The sequence below is a fragment of the Streptomyces sp. NPDC102437 genome, from assembly GCF_044765565.1.
Taxonomy (GTDB): Bacteria; Actinomycetota; Actinomycetes; order Streptomycetales; family Streptomycetaceae; genus Streptomyces.
The window spans coordinates 95,723-116,349 of sequence record NZ_JBIWKI010000027.1; the positions used below are offsets into that span (position 1 = coordinate 95,723).

At 72.0% G+C, this 20,627-nt stretch carries 16 protein-coding genes, 1 tRNA gene and 2 pseudogenes; 7 read left to right on the plus strand and 12 right to left on the minus strand.

The features are described from left to right. Window positions 1–71 precede the first annotated feature (71 nt). Window positions 72–1,769 (plus strand): bifunctional 3'-5' exonuclease/DNA polymerase, encoded by a 1,698-nt coding sequence (locus tag ACIRJP_RS29355; protein WP_404180358.1) that lies wholly within the window; start codon window positions 72–74, stop codon window positions 1,767–1,769. On the opposite strand, the gene ACIRJP_RS29360 is transcribed toward ACIRJP_RS29355, so the two are convergent. The 3 genes from ACIRJP_RS29360 to ACIRJP_RS29370 all read right to left on the minus strand — a co-directional run bounded on the left by ACIRJP_RS29360 (window position 1,732) and on the right by ACIRJP_RS29370 (window position 4,507). Next, a complete protein-coding gene (locus ACIRJP_RS29360) occupies window positions 1,732–1,950 on the minus strand; it encodes a hypothetical protein (protein ID WP_404180361.1) in 219 nt (72 codons plus the stop codon). The two genes, ACIRJP_RS29355 and ACIRJP_RS29360, sit on opposite strands and share 38 nt — an antisense overlap. Window positions 1,951–2,102: 152 nt before the next feature. Next, entirely contained in the window at window positions 2,103–2,936 is an 834-nt protein-coding gene (locus ACIRJP_RS29365) for a carbohydrate-binding protein (RefSeq protein ID WP_404180364.1), read from the minus strand. A gap of 197 nt (window positions 2,937–3,133) precedes the next feature. Then, entirely contained in the window at window positions 3,134–4,507 is a 1,374-nt protein-coding gene (locus tag ACIRJP_RS29370; RefSeq protein WP_404180367.1) for an alpha-lytic protease prodomain-containing protein, read from the minus strand. Between the two features lie 173 nt (window positions 4,508–4,680). Between ACIRJP_RS29370 and ACIRJP_RS29375 the strand changes: the two genes are divergently transcribed. After that, window positions 4,681–5,361, plus strand: coding sequence for a phosphotransferase (locus ACIRJP_RS29375; RefSeq protein WP_404180370.1), 681 nt, complete (start codon window positions 4,681–4,683; stop codon window positions 5,359–5,361). A 21-nt stretch (window positions 5,362–5,382) separates the two neighbouring features. Here the strand turns inward: ACIRJP_RS29375 and ACIRJP_RS29380 are convergent, their stop codons facing one another. The 3 genes from ACIRJP_RS29380 to ACIRJP_RS29390 all read right to left on the minus strand — a co-directional run bounded on the left by ACIRJP_RS29380 (window position 5,383) and on the right by ACIRJP_RS29390 (window position 7,977). Then, entirely contained in the window at window positions 5,383–6,432 is a 1,050-nt protein-coding gene (locus ACIRJP_RS29380) for a serine hydrolase domain-containing protein (RefSeq protein WP_404180372.1), read from the minus strand. Window positions 6,433–6,742: 310 nt separating this feature from the next. Continuing rightward, the gene (locus ACIRJP_RS29385) at window positions 6,743–6,991 is read right to left on the minus strand and encodes a DNA glycosylase AlkZ-like family protein (protein WP_404180375.1); all 249 of its coding nucleotides are present in this window, start codon (window positions 6,989–6,991) and stop codon (window positions 6,743–6,745) included. Further along, window positions 6,988–7,977, minus strand: coding sequence for an MDR family NADP-dependent oxidoreductase (locus tag ACIRJP_RS29390; RefSeq protein ID WP_404180378.1), 990 nt, complete (start codon window positions 7,975–7,977; stop codon window positions 6,988–6,990). Before ACIRJP_RS29390 ends, ACIRJP_RS29385 begins: the two co-directional genes overlap by 4 nt. A gap of 96 nt (window positions 7,978–8,073) precedes the next feature. Between ACIRJP_RS29390 and ACIRJP_RS29395 the strand changes: the two genes are divergently transcribed. Continuing rightward, the gene (locus ACIRJP_RS29395; protein ID WP_404180381.1) at window positions 8,074–9,030 is read left to right on the plus strand and encodes a helix-turn-helix transcriptional regulator; all 957 of its coding nucleotides are present in this window, start codon (window positions 8,074–8,076) and stop codon (window positions 9,028–9,030) included. Between the two features lie 154 nt (window positions 9,031–9,184). On the opposite strand, the gene ACIRJP_RS29400 is transcribed toward ACIRJP_RS29395, so the two are convergent. From ACIRJP_RS29400 to ACIRJP_RS29410, 3 genes are all read right to left on the minus strand, one after another. After that, entirely contained in the window at window positions 9,185–12,142 is a 2,958-nt protein-coding gene (locus ACIRJP_RS29400; protein WP_404180384.1) for a hypothetical protein, read from the minus strand. Window positions 12,143–12,144: 2 nt separating this feature from the next. Continuing rightward, complete coding sequence (locus ACIRJP_RS29405) at window positions 12,145–13,992, minus strand: HSP90 family protein (protein WP_404180387.1); 1,848 nt, start codon at window positions 13,990–13,992, stop codon at window positions 12,145–12,147. 100 nt (window positions 13,993–14,092) lie between these two features. Next, a complete protein-coding gene (locus ACIRJP_RS29410; protein WP_404180390.1) occupies window positions 14,093–15,079 on the minus strand; it encodes a hypothetical protein in 987 nt (328 codons plus the stop codon). A 244-nt stretch (window positions 15,080–15,323) separates the two neighbouring features. Here ACIRJP_RS29410 and ACIRJP_RS29415 point away from each other — a divergent pair, with 244 nt between their 5' ends. The 4 genes and pseudogenes from ACIRJP_RS29415 (at window position 15,324) to ACIRJP_RS29430 (ending at window position 16,901) form a co-directional block, all read left to right on the plus strand. Further along, on the plus strand, window positions 15,324–15,644 hold the full coding sequence (locus tag ACIRJP_RS29415) for an SseB family protein (protein ID WP_404180393.1): 321 nt from the start codon (window positions 15,324–15,326) through the stop codon (window positions 15,642–15,644). After that, window positions 15,641–16,045: pseudogene (locus ACIRJP_RS29420) on the plus strand (hypothetical protein); the annotation flags it as partial. The gene ACIRJP_RS29415 and the pseudogene ACIRJP_RS29420, both read left to right, overlap by 4 nt. Next, a pseudogene (locus tag ACIRJP_RS29425) lies at window positions 16,018–16,203 on the plus strand (putative T7SS-secreted protein); the annotation flags it as partial. The pseudogenes ACIRJP_RS29420 and ACIRJP_RS29425, both read left to right, overlap by 28 nt. Window positions 16,204–16,271: 68 nt before the next feature. Beyond that, window positions 16,272–16,901 (plus strand): hypothetical protein, encoded by a 630-nt coding sequence (locus ACIRJP_RS29430; protein ID WP_404180396.1) that lies wholly within the window; start codon window positions 16,272–16,274, stop codon window positions 16,899–16,901. 299 nt (window positions 16,902–17,200) lie between these two features. Here ACIRJP_RS29430 and ACIRJP_RS29435 read toward each other — a convergent pair. From ACIRJP_RS29435 to ACIRJP_RS29445, 3 genes are all read right to left on the minus strand, one after another. After that, window positions 17,201–17,274, minus strand: a tRNA-Thr gene (locus ACIRJP_RS29435). Window positions 17,275–17,392: 118 nt separating this feature from the next. Then, a complete protein-coding gene (locus ACIRJP_RS29440; RefSeq protein WP_404180399.1) occupies window positions 17,393–18,940 on the minus strand; it encodes an alpha/beta hydrolase in 1,548 nt (515 codons plus the stop codon). 226 nt (window positions 18,941–19,166) lie between these two features. Beyond that, window positions 19,167–20,372: a DNA polymerase III subunit delta' gene (locus ACIRJP_RS29445; protein ID WP_266731810.1), complete on the minus strand. Its 1,206-nt coding sequence runs from the start codon at window positions 20,370–20,372 to the stop codon at window positions 19,167–19,169. Window positions 20,373–20,627 lie beyond the last annotated feature (255 nt).

A 20,627-nucleotide genomic window follows, 5' to 3' on the forward strand; every position in this document is an offset into this window, starting at 1 on the left:
GTGCTTGGACCGGGGGACACGCACCGCCCGCCCACCGTCCGATGTCAGTGCCGGCTGCCAGAATCGAAGGCATGACCGAACGGTGGGCTCTGGCCATGACGGAGACCGGCGGCGCCCTCCTCGCCCCGCTGGCCCCCACCGGCCTGCCCGCCGCCCCGGTCGTGGCCGAACCCGACCTGGTGGCGGCGGTCCGCTCCCGCCCGGACGTCACCCGGTGGGTGTGGCGCTCCACCGCCGAGATCTATCCGCGGCTGCTCGCGGCCGGCGTCCCCGTGGACCGTTGTTACGACATCGAGGTCGCCGAATCCCTCCTCCTCGCCCATGAGGGCCGGCTCGGCGAACCCCGCTCCGCGGCTGCCGCCCACGCCCGCCTGCACAACGCCCCGGTGCCCCCCGACCCCCCGGCCCGCTCCGCGGAGCCCGGCTCGCAGTCCTCGCTCTTCGAGCCCCGCTCCGGCACGCAGCTCCCCTTCGAGGACCTGCTCCAGGTGTACGCCGAACAGCTCCGCCGGCACGACGCCACGGCGCACCCGGGCCGGATGCGCCTGCTCACGGCCGCCGAGTCGGCCGGCATGCTGGTCGCCGCGGAGATGAACGGATCCGGCCTCCCCTGGCGCGCCGACGTCCACCGCGAAGTGCTGGACGAACTGCTCGGCGAGCGCTACGCGGGCGGCGGCGAGCCCCGCAAGCTGGCCGAGCTGGCCGACGAGGTCTCGGCCGCCTTCGGCAGAAGGGTCCGGCCCGATCTCCCCGCCGATGTGGTCAAGGCGTTCGCGCAGGCCGGGATCAAGGTGAAGTCCACCCGCCGCTGGGAGCTGGAGGAGCTGGACCACCCGGCGGTGGAACCCCTCATCCAGTACAAGAAGCTGTACCGGATCTGGACGGCGCACGGCTGGAGCTGGCTCCAGGACTGGGTGCGCGACGGCCGCTTCCGCCCCGAGTACCTGCCGGGCGGTACGGTCAGCGGCCGCTGGACGACCAACGGCGGCGGGGCGCTCCAGATCCCCAAGGTGATACGCCGGGCGGTCGTCGCCGACGAGGGCTGGCGCCTGGTCGTCGCGGACGCCGACCAGATGGAGCCCCGGGTGCTCGCCGCGATCTCCCGCGACCCCGGGCTGATGGAGGTGGCCGGCCATGACGGCGACCTGTACACGGCGCTGTCGGACCGGGCGTTCCACGGAGACCGGGACCACGCCAAGCTCGCGCTGCTGGGCGCTGTCTACGGCCAGACCTCGGGCGACGGCCTGAAGAATCTGGCCGCCCTGCGCCGGAGGTTCCCGCTGGCCGTGGCCTATGTCGACGATGCCGCGAAGTCGGGCGAGGAAGGCAGTCTCGTACGGACGTGGCTGGGCCGGACCAGCCCTCCCGCAGCCGGGAGCGGAGCGGACGAGGAGGCCGGCATCCCGCAGGAGATCCCCGATCCGCCCCCCGTCGACAGCGGCGGGTTCACCCCTGGCTACGCGTCGTCGAACGCCCGCGCCCGGGGCCGCTTCACCCGCAACTTCGTGGTGCAGGGCAGCGCCGCCGACTGGGCGCTGCTGCTCCTGGCCGCCCTGCGCCGGTCGCTCGCCTCGGCCGGCCTCCGGGCGGAGCTGGTCTTCTTCCAGCACGACGAGGTGATCGTGCACTGCCCGCAGGAGGAGGCTCGGACCGTGGTGGAGGCGATCCGGGCGGCCGGTGAGCTGGCCGGGCGGACCGCCTTCGGTGAGACACCGGTGCGTTTCCCTTTCACTACGGCGGTGGTGGAGCGTTATTCGGATGCGAAGTAGAGCCGTGACCGGGGCCGGTGCGGGAAGCAGGGCCGGGACCCTCGTCGAACCCGGCCAGCCCGCCGTCGTAGTGCGCCGGACGCAGATGCTGATGCCGGTGCCGGGCATTGAGCAGATGGATGACGAACGCTGCGATCGCGATCATCGCGAGAACGACGACGACGGTGACCAGGGTTTCCATGCGATACCGGCCCCCTTCGATGCGCAGGCCGACACGAGCGGCTCACCGGGAGCCGTACGCATCCAGGCTACTCCGCCACGCGGAGCGTGCCCACGGGTAAAGAACCCCCGGGGCGCGCCCGCGCAGCGGCGTACGCCCGCCGTGCCGCGTGTCTACCCGCGTTCCCACAGCGCGGGGACGTTCGGCGGTTCCCAGCCGGCCATCGCCGAATGCGCCTGCAGACAGCGGTACGCGACCCCGCCGTACGTGACGCGGTCTCCCGCGCCGTAGAGCGTTCCGGCCGCCCAGGTGGAGCCGGGCGGGTCGGTCGGCGGATCCGTGGGCGGGTCGGTCGGGCCCTGGTCGACGTCGAGGACGAAGTCGAACGTCCCCTCCCGCCCCGAGCCGATCTCCCGGACGTTCATCAGGAGCGCCGGGTCGAAGATCGAGTCGGTGTTGTTGCGCGGTTCGTCGGGGAAGTAGAGCTGCGTGGTCAGGACGCCCGAGCCGGGTGCCTGGACCTTGACGTGGATGTGGCGCGTGCGCCCCGGGTACAGCCCCGGCACGATCGTGGTCAGGCTGAAGGCCCCCGACTGGTCGGTGAACTGGTGCCCGCGGAAGGCGAATCCGCTCATGTCGTACGCGCCGTTGGTGTCGGCCTGCCAGAAGTCCAGCAGTGTTCCCGGGATGGGCTTGCAGCTCCGCCCGAAGACGAAGCCGCTCACGGTCAGCGGCACGCCGGGCGTGCTGCCGGTCACCAGGCTGGTACGGAGCGGGGAGTCGGGCTTGAAGTAGGGCCCCTCGATCTGCTCGTGGGTCGGGCCGTCGCCGTCGTCGCAGTTCGGCGTGGGCACCAGCGGCCGGCCACCGTAGCCGGCGTCGCGGGCCAGCGCGACGCCTCCGCCCGCGAGCAGCGGGACGGTTCCGGCGACGAGCGCCGCCTTGAGCAGTGTCTTGCGGCTGATCCGGCGGTCACCGCCGGGGCCTTCGGTCGGTTCTGGGGTCATGGCTGACTCCTCAGGTGGGGGAAGGGCACGTGCATGACACAGAGCGGGGCGGGAGGTGCGCGCCGCCCGGCCGGGAGGCGTGGAGTTGAGGCCGGGCGGGCGCAGTATGCGGCGGCGGCCCCGCCGGAGCCGCCGGACCGGCCGTGGATCACGGACCCGCCGGGATCACGGAACGGTCGGGGCTGTGGGGGCGGCCGTCAGACGCGCTGCCAGAGGGCCGGCACGTACGGCGGCGTCCAGCCGGGCTGCGCCTGGTGCGGCTGGAGGCAGCGGTAGCTGTCGGAGCCGTACGTCACGACATCGCCCGCCGCGTACGTCGTACCGGCCGCCCAGGTGCCGCCCGGCTCGGTCGGCGGGTCGGTGGGCGGGTCGGTCGGGGTGCCGTTGGTGACGAGGGTGAGTCCGTACGCCTGGAGCGCCGGGTTCACCGGCTGGAAGTACGTCGTACCGCCCTGGGAGCAGTTGCCGGAGCCGCCGGAGGTGACACCCTGTGCCTGGCTGCCCGAGATGAACGAACCGCCGGAGTCACCGGGTTCGGCGCACACATTGGTGCGGGTGACACCGGAGACGGTGCCCTCCTGGTAGGTGACGCTGGTGTTGCGCTGCTGGACCGTCCCGCAGTGCCAGCCGGTCGTCGAGCCGGAGCGGCAGACCGACGACCCCTCCAGCGCCTCGGTGGACCCGGTGACCGTCACATCGCCGTTGCCGTAGCCGTTCACCAGGGCGCGCGGCGCCCAGCTCGTGTTGGTGGCGACCCAGGAGTGGTCGCGGCCGGGGAAGGTGGAGCCCTGGAAGGAGCCCTGGGCCTGCTGGTTGTACCCGCTGGTGCTGACCCCGGGCGTTCCGCAGTGGCCGGCGCTGACGAAGCCGGACTGGCTGCTGCCACGCCTGACGGAGAAGCCTATGGAGCAGCGCCCCGAACCGTTCATGTAGTAGGCGTCACCGCCCCGGAGATCGGCGAACGTGCGGGGAAGCTCGTTCGACTGACGCACCGTCACCACGCTGCGTGACACCCCCGCGTCGGCAAGGAACCGGTCGGCGGCGGAAGTGCGGGCGACCTGCACGACGACCCGGTTGGTGGCCACATCGACGTACCACACGGGCACGCCCGCTGGAGCCTTGCGCCGCGCTACCCGGTCCAACGCGGCCTTGGTGGCGTCGAGTTCGGCCTGACTGTGCTCGACGATCACGGGCCGGGCGCCGGCCTCGCGGATCCGGGCGGCGTCCCCGGCATCGATGGTGGCCACGATCAGGGCCGCGTCGCCACCGCTCACCCTGGCCCCGGCGAAGTCCGCGCCGAGGGAGTGCCGCAGCCCGGCGGCGACGGCCGCCGCCCGGGTCTCCTGGCCGATCCGGCCGCGCACCTCGTCGGCGGTCAGCCCGAGGTCGCGCCGCATGGCCTTCAGCAGACCGGGCGAGAGCTGCCCGGCCCACGTGGCGGTGGGGGTGCGGAGCTGGGGGGCCTGATCGGCGGACGCACTGCCGGTCAGGCCGGCCAGCGCGAGCGCGCCGACGGCCACGGTGGCGGTACACGCGGCCAGGGCACGTCTGCGGAGCATGGAGCTCTCCACGGAACTCTCCTTGACTTCGGGGGAATTGACGTCAAGGTAGCCGCGTACACGTCATCCCCAGGAGATCCCGTTCGCCCCCTCACTTCGCGTTATGGGGCCCCTGACCGGCGCTGTCGGCCCCGTATCGCCCGCCACACCCCCACACCCGGCGTCCGCCCCCGTAGGTTCGCCTCATGCGAATTGGTGAGCTATTGGGTGCGGGACGGTCCGCCGATGTGTACGCACTCGACGAGAAGTGGGTGCTGCGCCGTTACCGCGACGGCAAGGACGCCACCCACGAGTGGATGGTCATGTCCTACCTGGGCGCGCACGGCTTCCCGGTCCCCCGCCTCGGCCCCCGGAACTCGAGGACGCCCCCCTGCGACCTGATGCTGCAACGCCTGACCGGCCCGACGATGCTGGACTCCATGGTGGCCGGCGAACTGCCGGCGGCCGAGGCGGCAGCCATGCTTGCCGGTCTCCTCGCCGAACTCCATACTGTCCCGGCCCGGCTCTCCCTGGACCCCGAGGACCGGATCCTCCACCTGGACCTGCACCCGGACAACGTGATGCTGACGGACCGGGGCCCGGTGGTGATCGACTGGAGCAACACCGAGGAGGGCGTCCCGGCCGCGGACCGGGCCATGTCGTCCCTCATCCTGGCCCAGGTGGCGGTCGACCCCCGCTCCCCCGCGTCGGCCGGCGCCCGCTCCCTGCTGGACGCCCTGCTGCCGCACCTCTCCGCGTCCGGCGGCATCCCCGCCCGTCAGCTGGCCGAGGCCGCCTCGCGACGCGGCGCCAACCCGACGATGAGTCCGCACGAGGTGGCCCTCATCGGCGAGGCGACCTCCCTGATCACGGAGCTGACGGCATGAGAACCGCCCCCGCCGCCCGGCTCACTTCGCGGCGGGCTGGGCCGGCAGCGAATAGACGTGCTGCGGGGTCACGACGCGGGTGATCGCCTCGCCGAAGAGGGTGCTCGGCTCCGAACCCCGGTGGTCGGTGTCCGTGTTGAGGAGCACGACCAGGGTCGCCTTCGCCTCGGGCAGGTAGATGACCAGGGCTTCGTACCCCGGCAGCGAGCCGTTGTGCCCGATCCAGCCATGGGCGTCGAAGATGCCCAGGCCGTAGCCGGTGTCCGGCAGATTGCTGGGGGCCGTCTTCAGCCGCTCGGCCTGGGTGGCCGGGCTGAGCAGTGTGCCGGTGGCGAGCACCCGGGCCCAGGTCCGCAGGTCCCGCTGGTCGGAGATCGCACCCCCGGCGGCCCATGCCCAGGAGGGGTTCCAGTACGTGGCGTTCCCGGTCCTGCCGGTCGCCGTCTGGTCGGTGTACCCCTGGGCGTGCGGGGCGGGGAACGCCGCGGTCCGGGGCAGGAACGTGTGGTTCATGCCCGCCGGCTCGAAGACGTTCCGTTCGAGGTAGTCCGCCAGCGACCGGCCGCTCGCTTTCTCCACGACGAGCCCCAGCAGAATCGCGTTGGTGTTGGAGTACTCGAACTTCTCGCCCGGCTGGAACTGCAGGGGGTGCTTGAAGGAGTAGTCCAGCAACTCCTGCGGCGAGAAGTGCCGTTGCGGGTCGCTCGTCAGCGCCTTGAAGAAGCCGGGATCCATGGAGTAGTTGAAGAGTCCGCTGCGCATCCCCGCCAGCTCGCGCAACGTGATCCGGTCCCCGTCGGGAACCCCCTTCACGTACTTCCCGATCGGATCGTCCAGCCCGACCCTGCCCTGATCCACCAGGGTGAGCAGCGCCGTCACCGTGAACGTCTTGGTCACGCTGCCGACCCGCATGTTGAGACCGGTCGACATGGGCGCCCCCGAACTCTTGTCGGCGACCCCGAAGGCCCGTACGTAGCTCCCCTTCCCCGGAACCCACAGCCCGACCGAGACACCGGGCACCCGTGCATCGCGCATGACCTGCTGGACCGCCTGGTCCAGCTTCTTGGCCACGGCGGGAGTGAGCGGCGGGAATTCCTCGAAGGGCGATGCGGAGGATGCGGAGGATGCGGACACAGAGGGTGACGGAGTCCCCTCCGGCCAGGCGTTCCCCACTGGCACCGAAACCACCAGCAACCCTGCCGCCATCGCGGCTGCGGCCCCCCCTGCGCGGCCGGATGTGCGAGCGCGTCATGGGCCGACTCCCGTCACGAGGGAACAGAACTCCACAAGCAGCCTAGGCCCGCGGCGGCTGGGGCGCACGGACAGCGACCGCGGCCGCCCTGTCGACGTATCGCCGGCGGCGGGGCTCAGGACGACCGGCTCACCGCTGCCTCGCCGCAGTGCACCGCCGTGCCTCCCACGAACGGCAGCAGCCGCTCCGCCTCCTGAGCTGCGGCTGCGTGAAGCCGTGGATCCTGCTCCACAGCCCCACGTATGCCCAGTTGGGCTCCTGTGCCTGGAGCGCGACCAGCCGCCCGATCACCTCCAGCACGGTGCGATCGGTACGGGCCAGCAGGAACTGGCGGTCCATCAACGCCCGGTTCAGGGCCCGGAGGGAGAGCGTGGTCACGACAGCCGCACCGACACATTGCCCCGGTAGGAGCCCTGGAGGAGGGCCAGGAACGCCGCCGGCACGTCCTCGATCCCGCCCTCGATCACCGTCTGCGGGTAGACGATCCAGCCCGCATCCAGCCAGGTGCCGAAGCACTCCCGCCAGGCCGTGATCTGATCGGGTGTGTGGTAGCAGGAGAACGGCAGCAGCTTCACGCCCCTGGCCTCGGCCGCCTCCTGGTCGGGCTTCGGGAAGCGCTCCGCCGCGTCGCCGAGCTGGCTCGACAGCGAGCCGCACAGCGCGAACCGCGCCCCGGGCCGGGCCGCCCGCAACGCGGCGTCGTACTGCTCGCCGCCCACGACGTCGAAGAACACCGTGATCCCGTCGGGCGCGAGCTCCCTCAGCCGGTCCGCCGGGGAGCCGTCGTGGTAGTCGAACGCGGCGTCGTAACCGAGCTCGTTCACCAGGTAGTCGACCTTCTCCGGGCTCCCCGCGCTGCCGATCACCCGCGCCGCCCCCAGGCACCTGGCGATCTGCCCGGCCAGCGAGCCGACCCCGCCCGCCGCCCCGGAGACGAACACCACGTCGCCCTCGCCCACGCCCGCCACGTCGGCCATCCCGTAGTACGCGGTCGGCCCCTGGCCGAGGTGGTATCCGGGGTCGGCGAAGAGCCCGCGGTCGAGCTTGACGTACCCGGCGGCCGGGCCCGCCGAGTACTCGCTCCAGCCGGTCATCGACTGGACCAGGTCACCGACCGCGAGCTCGGGGCTGCCGGACCGGACGACCGTGCCGATGGTGGCGCCCCCGACCCGCCGGCCGGGCTCCCAGGCGGGCACCGGGATGGTGCAGTCGGCCCGCATCAGCTCCAGATACGTCGCGGCGAGCCCCACCTGGTCGGTCCGCACCAGGACCTCGCCGTCCACCTCCGTCTTGGCGGCGGTGAAGTGCTCGGGGGTGGGGATGCCGGTGATCCGGGCTGCCAGCTGGATCTCACGGGTGATCATTTTCTGGTCCTCACGTCGGTCCGGTTCGGCCTTCGGGAGCGACTCTAGGAAGGCTTCCGGCCACTTTCCGGCCGGAAGTCGCGAGAGGATCCCGGCATGGCGAACACCAGCTCACGGACGCTCAGACTGCTCTCGCTGCTGCAGACCCACCGCCACTGGCCCGGCCTCGAACTGGCCGGCCGGCTCGGGGTGTCCGAGCGGACCCTGCGCCGCGACATCGACCGGCTGCGCGAGCTCGGCTACCCGGTCAGCGCCGCCCGGGGCACGGACGGCGGCTACCAGCTCGCACCCGGCGCCGTACTGCCGCCGCTGCTGCTGGACGACGAGGAGGCGGTGGCTCTCGCGGTCGGCATCGGCGACGCCGCACGGAGCGGGATCGCGGGGATGGAGGAGGCGTCCCTGCGGGCGCTGACCAAGGTGGTGCGGGTCCTGCCGCCCCGGCTGCGGGCCAGGGTGGACGCCCTGGGCGCGATGACCGTCTCCGCCTCCGTGTCCGGGCCGGTCGTCGCGGCGGGGGTGCTCACCGCGATCGTCCAGGCCTGCCGGGACGAGGAACGGCTGCGGTTCGGCTACACGGCCAGGGGCTCGGCACCGACCGAGCGCGAGGTCGAGCCGCACCGCGTCGTCGCCAGTGGCGGACGCTGGTACCTGGTCGCCTACGACCTGCACCGGCACGACTGGCGCAGCTTCCGCCTCGACCGGCTGACCGGGCCGACGGCGACCGGCACACGCTTCCGGCCCCGCCCGCTCCCGGCCGATGACGCCGCGGCCTTCGTCCGGACGACGAGCGGCGCCCCCGCCTCGTACCGGGTCGAGGTCCTGGTCCACGCACCCGCCGAGCGGATCCGGCGGACGGTCGGTCAGTGGGGCACGATCGAACCGCTCGACGACACCAGCTGCCGCCTCACCATGTCCTCCGCCTCCCTCGACTGGCCGGCCCAGGCACTGGGCAATATGGGAGCCGAGTTCGAGGTCCTCGGGCCACCGGAGTTCGTCGCGCACGTCCACGAATGGGGCGCCCGCTTCCTCCGCGCCACCTGCCCGCCCCGGTGACCTGCTCCGTCACCGCGCGGGCAGATCGCCGGGCGCACCGACGCGGCCGGCTCACTCGACGCGTCGAAGCGGGCAGATCACCCGCCGCATCGACGCGCGCAGACCGCCCGCCCCTTGGTGCATCCGTCCGACGCGCGCAGGGACGGGCGGGGCGTCACTCCTCGTCCCGCAGCCGCGCCGCCAAGGCGGTCAGCGGCTCGGTCTCCTCGGTGTGGCCCAGGGCGTTCAGTCGCGACACCGCCGCGGCGAGGCGGGGCAGGGCGGAGGCGGGCCGTTCCAGGTAGATGCCCTCCACGGCACCCGCGAGACGGACGCACTCGGCCCACTCGCCGGCGTGATCCTGCTCCGTCCCCGGCTCACCGAGCAGGGTGAGGGCCTTCTCCAGGGCGGCCAGTGCGTCCTCGTACTCACCGGCGTAGGCATTGACCCGCCCGTGCTCGTAGGCCAGGGCGGTGTCCAGGGAACGGCCGCGGGCCTCGTACTCGGCGGCGCGGGCCTCGTCGGCGATCCGGCCGGCCTCGGCGAGGAGGGCGAGGGCGTCGGCCAGGCCGTCGGGACCCTGCTGCTCGGCCTGGAGACGGGCGAGTTCGCGCAGGCAGTTGCTGAGCTGCTCGTAGCGCGGGGCCCGCGCATGGGCGGCGAGCGCCTGGTCCACGGCCTCGCGTGCCCGGCCGAACTCACCGGACTCGCCGAGGAGTACGGCCGCCTCCGCGGCGATCATGGCATGGCTCCCCGGGTCGTCCTCCCAGCCGGCCGACTCGGCCGCGAGGGCGACGAGCTCCGCCGCGGCCACCTTGAGGTCCTCCCCCGCGTGCAGCGCGCGGGCGCGGGTCAGGCGCAGCTGGGCGACGAGCCGGTCGTCCACCTCCCCGGCAGTGACATCCGGTTCGGCCAGGAGGGAGTCGAGCAGAGCGATGCAGTCCTCGACCCGGCCCAGGTCGAGGCAGAGCTGAGCCGCGTTGCTGTAGGCGCAGTACGCGTCCGTCCGGCTGCCGCCGCGCAGCTGCAGCTCCGCCGAGCGCGTCAGGTGCCGCAGCGCCTCGTCGGGGCTGCCGAGGTGCATGCACGCCTCGGCCAGATCGCTGTGAAGGCGGGCGGTCTCGGCCACGTCGGCCGGCCAGTCGGCGGCTAGTCGCAGGCCCTCGGCCAGGTCCGCCCGCGCGGTCCGCGCGTCCTGGAGGGCGAGGTGGATCCGGCCGCGCAGGGCGAGCGTGTGGGGCAGGTACCAGGCGGGGCCGTGCGTCCTCAGCCGGTCGAGAAGGCCGTCGATCCCGGTGACCGCGGTGGGCAGGTCACCGGAGAGGGCGTGGGTGGTGGCCCGGATCAGCAGCGCGCGGGAGATCTGCCCGCCGAGATCGTGCCGGGTGGCGAGCGCGTGCAGCAGGTCGGCCTCGGCGAGGACCGGCGCGACGTGCTCCTCGTTCCCCGAGTTCTGCAGGCGCATGCCCAGCGCGGTCGCCCGCAGCCGCAGGAGACGAGCCTCCTGGTGCGGGGCGAGGCCGGCCGTCTCCTCGTGCAGGCGGACCATGGACGCATGGGCGGCGCCCAGCGCGGCGGCCTTCGCCTCGGCGGCGGCGTCGCCCTCCCCGGGGGTCTCGGCGGAGGTCTCGGCGGGGGCCTCGGCGGCGGCGAGCAGGGCACAGGCGCGGGCGACCGCCGCGTGGCCCGGCAGCCCGGCGTCGTCGTAAAGGCCCGCGGCCTCCTCCTGGAGAGCGACGGCCTCGGCGAACTCGTTCCGGTCACCCGCCCGGCTCGCCTCGTCGCCCAGCAGGTCCGCGCGCAGCTGTGCGAGCGGCCCCACGGCCGGGTCGTCGGGGTGGCTGTAATCGCCGGCGGCGACGAGCGCACGCAGCTTCCCCCAGCACGCCTTCGCGTCCGGGTGCCCCTGTATATCCAACTCCCTGGCACGAACGATGAGTTCGGGCAGAGAGTCCGGAACGGAGGCGGTCGTACGGGCCGGGGGTGCGGCAACCGGGGCGGCCCGGGTCACCTCGTCGAGACCGCGGGTGCGCAGGGTGAGTTCCAGCGCGTCCACGAGCGGGGCCCGGTCGAGGCGGGCCCTGCGGCGGTCGGTGTGGGCCGTGGTTCCGTTACGGGCGTCGAATCGGGCGGCGAGGTCGTCGGCGCGGCCCCGCACCTCGGCGCGCAGTCCGGCCACCGTCCAGCTGCGGCCCGCGTATCCGGCGGCGGGCAGCTCGCCGTGGCCGAGGAGCTCGACGCGCTGGAGGAGGACCTCCACGCCGGTGAGGAAGTCGAACAGGTCCAGCGGCGAGTCCACCTCGCCGAACAGGTTCCGGTTCTCGGCGAGCAGTTCCAGGCCGCGTGTCTCGTTGCCGGTCAGCGCGCAGAACTCCAGGTGCCGGCCCACCTCTCCCGCCATCGAGGGGTTGCGGCGGCAGTTGCGGTAACCGGCGAGGTGCAGTTCACGGGCCCGGTCGGCGCGGCCGGCGCGCAGCAGGGGCAGCAGCGCGTACGAGACGGAGCGGGCCGGCTCCTCCTGGCAGGATTCCGTCCCGGCCAGGACGGGTTCCCAGACGCTCAGCGCCCGTTCGTCGTCGCCCGCCGCGAGGTGATACAGGGCGCGCTCGCAGATCTCGCAGGCCTCGCAGTCGCTGAGCCGGGTCCGGGAGCGGCCGGCCCACAGCTCGTAGGCGAGGGTGGTGTCCTCGCCGATGTGGGCGGCCAGCTGGTAAGCCTGGCCGTAGTACGGCTGAAGGCCCAGCCCGGCCTTCTCGTACCGGTCCCGCATCTCCGTCAGCCACTGGCGCAGGCCGGCCAGCGGGATCTCGGGCAGCACGCGCAGGGCGCTGGCCACCCACTTGAACCGCCAGAACAGGGTGTGGCGCCGGCGCTCGTCGAAGACGTCGGGCTGCTCGTCGAACAGGTTGAGCAGGCGGGCGAAGACGACGGGCGACTTCCGGGGCTCGGAGCCGTACGTGTACGCCTCCTGGAGCTCGAAGAGCGCGTGGACCAGCGGGACGGGCTCCGCGAACTGCTCGGCGGCATCAACGAGTTCCTCGGCGGTGACCGTGCGGGCGCGGCCGTAGGGGCGCCGGTCGTTCTCCTGGAGCGCCTGGTACAGCTCGTCGGTGTTCTGGGGTGCGGTCGTCATCGTCAGCTGTCCTTGCGGAGGGCGTGGGCGAGGAGGTCGAGGAAGGAGCGGTTGATGAGGCTCGATTCGGCGGGCCTGAGCGGGCGCCGGGACAGCAGCACGGCCTGCCCGTAGAGGGCTTCGGCGCTGGTACGGGCCAGTTCCGGCTCTTCGATGGTGACGGCGGCGCGGACCAGCGGATTGAGCTGGTTGAGGATCAGCTGGGCCCGCGGGGCCTCCTGGCGCAGAGCGCCGAGGATGTCGCCCCACACGCCGCCCTCCTGCTCACGGGCGAGCCGGGAGCGGGTCCGCTCGTGCCGGGCCTCGCGGCTGTCGACGAGGAGGGCGGGGGCGGAGGCGGGCTGGAAGGTGCGCAGCGCGACATCGCAGTCGAAGACGGCGAGGGCGTCGCGGGCCAGGGCGAGGTAGGCCACGGCGGCCAGTTCCGTCTCGCGGTCGACCGGGTCGAGGTGGGCGGTGAGGGTCGCCGGGTCGAGGTCGGCGACGCTGACCTCGGGCCTGATCTCGGGCAGCCGGTGGACCAGTTCGCGGTCGTACGTGTAGCCGCCGTTGACGACGCCGAGCCCGGCGGCCGAGGCGATCGCCGCGACCTGCCGGAACTCCTCCACGCTCGATGTCACGAGCACGGTGCGATGGGTACGCGCGAACTCGTCGAGAGTGGTGTGCCCGTCGGTGGTCTCGAACGGCAGCCAGGGCAACAGCATCCGCAGGATCTCGTCGTCGTGCACCGCGAGCGACTTCACGGCCAGGTGGTGGGCCTGGAGGAACCGGCCGAGCAGGTCCGGATCGCTGGCGGCGGCCCGCGCCATCCACGCGCGCAGCCGCTCGGCGAGGGCGTCGCGGACGGCGGCGAGCGTGTCGTCCTCGTACAGGGACTCGCGGGACGCCGTCGGGCGCAGGCTCTCGGCGTCGACGACGCAGCGGACGAAGAACGCCCACTCGGGCAGGATCTCCTCGGCCTGCTCGGACAGCAGCATGCCCTTGACGTGCACGCGGTGGCCGTGGCGGCGCCCGGCCGGCACCGCCTCGGGCAGCACACACGCGATGCCCTTCAGGCCCACGGCCGGCAGGTCCAGCTCGATGGTGTCCAGCGGCGTGAACCCGAAGACCTCCTCGCCGTACGCGGCCAGCGCCCGGGAGCGGGCCCCCGGCGTGGGGTACGAACGCGCCCAGGGCGCGGGCTCCGGATTGACGGCCGTGCCCGCTCGCCCCTTGCCGTCGTCGAAGGTCACCGGATGGCGCAGCAGGGAGCCGAACTGCCGGGCCAGCGAGTGCACCTGCGCCGGCCGGGTCCACTCGTCCGTGTCGGCGCGCGGCGTCAGCGTGACGGTGGTGCCGGGCCGGGGGCGCGCGGACGCGGGCAGGGTACGGACGGTGTAGCTGCCGTCGCCGCGCCCCCGCCACTCCACGGCGTGTGCGTCGGGGGTGCGGGCGGAGCGGCTCAGGACGTGGATCTCGTCCGCGACCAGGAAGCAGGAGAGCAGCCCGATCCCGAACTGGCCGATGAAATCGGCGCGTTGCTCTGCGATCCGCTCGGCGCGCTTGCTGCTGCGCCCGATCGTGGCGAGGAAGGCGTGCACGTCGTCCTCGGTGAGACCGACGCCGTCGTCCTCGACACGCACCACCGAACCGTCGGCGTACAGGCGGATGCCGAAGGCGCCGGTGGGGGCGTCCGGCGCGAGGGCGCTCCGCGCGGTCAGCGCGTCCACCGCGTTCTGCAGGAGTTCGCGCAGGTAGACGCGTGGGCTGGAGTAGAGGTGGTGGGAGAGGAGATCGACGAGGCCGCGCAGATCCACCTGGAAGGTGCGATCGGCGCCGGCCGGGGTCGCGGCGGTGTCGGGCAATGTCATCAGGCAGTCCGGGGTGAAAGGGGCGACGGGTGGCAGGGTGCGCCCGGCATAGGCGCCGGCAGCAGCCGGTATCGGCACGAGAGCCGGGACCGGCGTACGCTCAGGCGCGGCGCTGGAAGCGGGCGAACTGCTTCTGGGGCTCCGCGAAGTAGGACCAGGGCCATTCCGTGCAGGCGCCGTCGAGCGCCTGGAAGACGCGCCGGACCGTGTGACGCTCACCGGCCAGCGACAGGGCCATGGCGAACATGTTGAAGTCCCGCTGCCAGCCCGGATTCCGCACATAGCCGGGATGGAGAATGCTGCGATCGGCCGCGTTCCTCAACTCGGCCTGGACCTCAGGGGTTTCGAGGCAGCCCACGCTCTCCGACTCGACCCATTCATCGATGTGCGCCATGGCGATCACACAGCCGATCCGGTGCCCCTCGGGGGCGCGGGCGAACGCGTCACGGGCGAACGCCAGGGCCTGCCCCGGTTCGCCGCCCCAACGGGGCTGCAACTGCGACACCCAGTCGATGTGGGCCTCCAGGTCCAGCGGATCACGGCGCAGGGCGGCGTCGAGACGGGTCCGGTTGACGACGGTGCCCAGCGACATGCCGCGGCCCGAGATGAGGAGGCGGTGCCACGGCGCGACCCACTCCGGCCGCAACTCGGCGGCCTCGAACAGCTGCTCCTCGGCGATGTGGAGCCGCTCGTGGAAGACCCGCCACTGATCCTGCGTGACGTTCACCGCACGCTCGGCCGTACGCGCCTCCCAGCCCCAGCTGACGTGACGCGCCCCGGATATCAGCAACGCCGTCGCCCGGTGCTCCTTGTCCTCCTCGACGGCACGGCCGATCCAGTCCTGCACACCGTCCAAGTCGGCCAACTGGTCCAGGACTCGGTGGTCACGCCCGAGGTCGAACGGCACCAACGCCGCCTTGACCCCCTCCCAGTCCCCCGCCCCGGCCGCCTCCACCAGCCCGAGCACCCGCTGATCACCGAGCGCGCGCAGCGTGTACATCCCGTTCCTCTGCCGACGCGGAACGGGCAGAGCGTACGGATCCGCCGCCGGTCTCTCCCCACTCCTGCCGAACAGCTTGCCGAGCATCCGAGCCCTCCCCTGGTCCCGCGCGATCGTCCGGTGCAGCATAAGCGGCCCCACCGACATCGCTTCCACGGAGTATTCACGGATACTTCACACCCCGGGCCGGAATCCCGACCTCGATCCCGACCTGAATTCCGGCCCCGATCCCGACCTCGGGTTTTCCACGGAGTCGCCTTCAGGAGCGCTCGCTGAGCGAATCGCAGAGCAGAGACGGGGAATCGGTGACCCGCGGGCGCTGGTCGGTGAGATGCGGCGCTCGGTCCTTCTGGTGCCGGCAGCCGGTGAACGCCTGTGGTCGGCGCGGTTGGATGGGGTGCGGTGGATCTGCGGGTTCACCGACGAGGCCGCGCCGGCCCGGTTCGCCCGGCTTCACGCATCCGGTGATCAGGCAATGGACTACGCGGCGCTGCTGGGCGCGCGCATCGTCGACGAGGTCGTGCCTTCCCTGGGCGAGCCCGCCGGCCTCGCCACCGAGGACGGAGCGATGTTCTTCCCGCCGGTCGTCGGCATCGTTCCGAACGCGGTCGCCCTCGACGCCGGTGAGCCGGAAGAGGGAGCGGGTCGATGAGCGGCGACGGGGCCGACCTGCATCTCGACAAGGAGTCCGTCACCAAGTTCACCAAGGGTGTGGGCGCGACCATCGACGAGCTCGGCGATCTCGGTGGCGCCACGGGTTCGGTGATGGGCAAGGGCTTCTCGTCGCTGGCGATCACCGGGATGGAGGCCGGTCACCACGGTCTCTCGGTCGACTTCGAGGACTTCTGCGAGCGCCGGGAGTGGGGAGTGCGCGCCCTGGTGAGCGACGCCAGCGGGATCGCGAACCGCCTCGGCCTGGCGGCGGGCACCCAGTGGGAGAACGACCAGTACATCGCGGGCACGCTCAAGGTGGGCGCCAACTCCCTGTTCGGCGGGAACCCGCACGCGAGCGAGGAGGAGATCGCCAAGCAGGACCGGTCGCCAACCGGATGGGCGCCGAGGTCGACGAGATGGCCCTCGGCCAGACCGAGGACAAGACCAAGCTGATCTACGGCAGCACGAGCAAGCTCAACTCCACCGTCACGAAGCTCCGTGCGTTCCAGTCGGCCTTCGACAGCACCGGCGACGGTCTCAAGGGGCTCAACTCGGCCTGTCCCCATACTCGGAGGAGAAGGTCCCGGTCTACCGGGGGACAGACCGGATGGCGGAGAATTCCATCGTGGACGAGACAGGCCACCTCATGAGCGAGGCGGCCCAGCGCGCGTACTTCGAGGGCGGCTCGGTCGATGATGCGCTTCGCGTGTCTCAGGAGGCACGTTCCGCAGCGCTTAAGGAATGGGGAAGCCCGGATTCAGTCGCCCATGCCCATTCGGAGTTCGGAACGGAGATGCAGCAGGCGTACGGCCCCCGGTCGGTGATGTCGTTCACAACGGACCCGGAGGTCGCGAAGTATTTCGCCAATGGTGGTCCCGTCTACCGTGCCATGATCCATCCGAGCGAAGGGATCTGGCAGAGCCTGCCTGGAGCAGGCGAGAGCGAAGTCCTGATCCCCAACATGATCAAGGTGGAACCGTGGGCGGGCTGGCAATGGGATTTCGTAAGTGGGACACGCAGTACTTCCCGGCAGGAGAGCTGGTCGGGGCCGACGAACCGATCGTCGGCTTCGACGAGCTGGAGGACCGCCTGCTCGCCGACCACCCCCGGATGCGCCGTATCGTGTTTCGTCTACTTCCTGGCCGGCCGCTGTTCTGCTATTACCTGCACTGGAGCGACGGAACCGACCTGGCGTCCCTCGACAAGCGGGTCGCCGCCGGGACAGCGACCGAAGAAGACTTCGCCGGGGCCGTAGTCGGAGAGCCTTACGGCACCTCGCACCCAGCCTGCGGTGCGGAGTTCCGGGTAATAGAACTGGTCGTTGTCATTCCCTTGTTCTTCAACGGCGTCGAGCGCTCACGCGCACACTCGTACCGCAACGAATGCCCGGTCTGCGGACGCTATTTCAACGGCAACGCGCGCTGGAGTTCATCACACCACTGGAAACGTCGTAAGGCTCGCCCGGGCCCCGGGCCAGCACCACGTACGAGCAGTAGAACGAGATCCGAAACAAGAAACCCCAGGTCACGGCGAGTGAGTCCTGGGGTTTCTCTGAGCCGCCTTCGGGATTCGAACCCGAGACCTACGCATTACGAGTGCGTTGCTCTGGCCAACTGAGCTAAGGCGGCGCGCCCTGTCGCACCATGGTGCGATCAGCAGCGTCGCCAAGTCTACACAGTTTCCGGGGGTGCTCCGTACCAGCCTCGCTCCGAGCCGTTTTCGCAGGTCAATGGCGAGGCGGGGTGGTCAGGTGCACTTCTTGCCCTCGGTGGGCGGGGCGCCCTCCAGGAGGTAGGTGTTGATCGCCGTGTCGATGCAGTCGCTGCCGCGGCCGTACGCCGTGTGGCCGTCGCCCTGGTAGGTGAGGAGGGTGCCGGAGGAGAGCTGGCCGGCGAGGGACTCGGCCCACTCGTACGGGGTGGCGGGGTCGCGGGTCGTGCCGACCACCACGATCGGGGCGGCGCCCTTCGCCTCGATGCGGTGGGGGGCGCCGGTGGGCGGAACCGGCCAGTCGGCGCAGTTCAGGGCGGCCCAGGCGAAGGCCTTGCCGAAGACCGGAGAGGCCTTCTCGAAACTGGGTACGGCCCGGGTGACGGCCTCGGCGTCGGCGAAGGCGGGCGGCTGGTCCAGGCAGTTCACGGCGGCGTTGGCGAACATGAGGTTGGCGTACGTGCCGTTCGGCTGGCGCTCGTAGTAGTTGTCCGACAGGGCCAGGAGGCCGGAGCCGTCGCCCTTCTGGGCGCCGGTGAGGGCCTCGCGGAGCTGGGGCCAGGCCGACTCGTCGTACATGGCGGCGATGACTCCGGTGGTGCCCAGGGATTCGGTGAGCCTGCGGGAGTCACCGGTGGCGATCGGCCGGGCGTCGAGATCCGCGAAGAGCCGCTTCAGACGGGTGGCCGCATCGGCGGTCGAGGTGGTGCCGAGCGGGCAGTCCGCCTTCTTCACGCAGTCGGCGGCGAAGGCCTGGAACGCGGTCTCGAAGCCCGCGGTCTGGTCGCGGTTCAGCTCGACGGCGTCCAGCGACGGGTCCATCGCGCCGTCGAGGACCAGACGGCCGACCCGGGCGGGGAAGAGCCCCGCGTATGTCGCACCGAGGAAGGTGCCGTACGACGCCCCGACGTAGTGCAGCTTCTCGTCGCCGAGCAGGGCTCGCAGCATGTCCATGTCGCGGGCGGTCTCGACGGTGGAGACATGGGGCAGGATCTCGCCGGAGTGCTCCTCGCAGCCGCTCGCGAACTGCTGGTACGCGCTGTCCAGATCGGTGACCTCGGCCGCGTCGTCCGGGGTCTGGTCGACCTGGGTGTACTTGTCCATCTGTGGACCGGTCAAACATACGACGGGCTCGCTGCGGGCCACTCCGCGCGGGTCGATGGCGACCATGTCGTACCGAGCCCGGACCTGGGCCGGGTAGCCGACGCCCGCGTAGCTCTGGAGGTATTCGATGGCGGAACCGCCGGGTCCGCCCGGGTTCACCAGGAGGGACCCGATCCGCTCACCGGGGCCGGTGGCCCTCTTGCGGGAGACGGCCAGCTTGATGTCGCCGCTGTCGGGCTTCTTGTAGTCCAGCGGGGCCCTCATGGTGGTGCACTGGAATCCCTCGACGCCGCAGTCCCGCCACTTCAGCTGCTGCGCGTAGTACGGCTTGAGCGCATCGGGGACGGCGGCCGGCGCGGACACCGCGGGCGATGTGGACGGCGAGGCGCTCGTCGAACTGCCGCTGGTGCAGCCGGAGATGAGAAGGCCGGCGGCGCCGAGCGCGGTGGCGAGGATACGGAGCGAACGCCTGGTGTTCATCCTCGGAGCGTAGTCGCCCTGTGACGACTCGCCCGATTCGCTCCCCGGACGAGTGAACGCGCGATCATGCATGAGCGATCGTGAACGGGGTGGTGCGGATCGGCCGCCGGTACGACGGATTCGCGAATGGGCGGTGGGCGCCGGACGGGCTCGGTGGGCTCGGTAGGTGCGGATGGTTTCGGACTGACGGGGGCGCCCGGCAGGCAGCCGCGCCCCTGCCGCGGTTTCAGCCCGCGCGCAGGGCCATCGTCATCGCCTCCACCGCGAGCAGCGGCGCCACGTTGCGGTCCAGCGCCCGGCGGCAGGCGATCACCGCCTCTATCCGGCGCAGGGTGCCCTCGGGCGTGGAGGAGCGGGCGATCCGGTCGAGCGCGTCCTCGGCGTCCGCGTTGGCGATGGCGATCCGCGAGCCCAGCTGGATGGCCAGGACGTCGCGGTAGAAGCCGGTCAGATCGGTGAGCGCCAGATCGAGGCTGTCGCGCTGCGTACGCGTCTTGCGGCGCTTCTGCCGGTCCTCCAGCTCCTTCATCACGCCTGCGGTGCCGCGCGGCAGCCGTCCCCCGGCGGCGGCGCCGAGCGCGGCCTTCATCTCTTCCGTCTCCTTGGCGTCGACCTCCTCGGAGACCTGCTTGGCGTCGTCGGTGGCGGTGTCGATCAGCTCCTGGGCGGCCTTGAGGCAGCCCCCGATGTCCTCGACCCGCAAGGGAAGCTTGAGCACTGCGGCGCGGCGCGAGCGGGCCCGCTCGTCGGTGGCGAGGCGACGGGCCCTGCCGATGTGGCCCTGCGTGGCCCGGGCGGCGGACGCGGCCCGCTCCGGGTCGATGCCGTCGCGCCTGATCAGGACGTCGGCGACCGCGTCGACCGGGGGCGTGCGCAGCGTGAGGTGACGGCAGCGGGAGCGGATGGTGGGGAGCACGTCTTCGAGGGAGGGCGCGCAGAGCAGCCACACCGTGCGGGGCGCGGGCTCCTCGACCGCCTTCAGCAGCACGTTCCCCGCGCCCTCGGTGAGGCGGTCGGCGTCCTCCAGGACGATGACCTGCCAGCGGCCGACCGCCGGGGAGAGCTGGGCGCGGCGGACCAGCTCGCGGGTCTCCTTCACACCGATGGAGAGCAGGTCCGTACGGACCACCTCGACATCGGCGTGCGTACCGATGAGGCTGGTGTGGCAGCCGTCGCAGAAGCCGCAGCCGGGTGCTCCGCCCAGGGCGCGGTCGGGGCTGGTGCACTGGAGGGCGGCGGCGAAGGCTCTGGCGGCGGTGGAACGGCCCGAGCCCGGGGGCCCCGTGAACAGCCAGGCGTGGGTCATCTTCGACCCCGGAGGGACCTGCTCCCCCGCCGAGTGGGCGGTGACCAGCGCATCGGCGTCCCGGGCGGCGGCGCCGAGCTGCTCCTGCACCCGGTCCTGGCCGACCAGGTCGTCCCATACGGTCATGGGTCACCGCCCTTCCTGCTCGTCGCTGCTTGTTGTTGCCGGTCGCTGCTTGTCGATCCGGATTCCCCGATCCGACTCCCATTGTGGGGGACGGCTCTGACAATCCCGGCAACAAGGCGTGGGGGGGGGGGGGGGGGGGGGGGCCCCCCCGCGCCCGCCCCCCGGGCCGGGGGCGGGGGGGGGGGGCGCCCCCGGGGGGGGGGCGGGGGGGGGGCGGGGGGCTCCCACACGCAAAAACAAACAAAAAAAAACAAA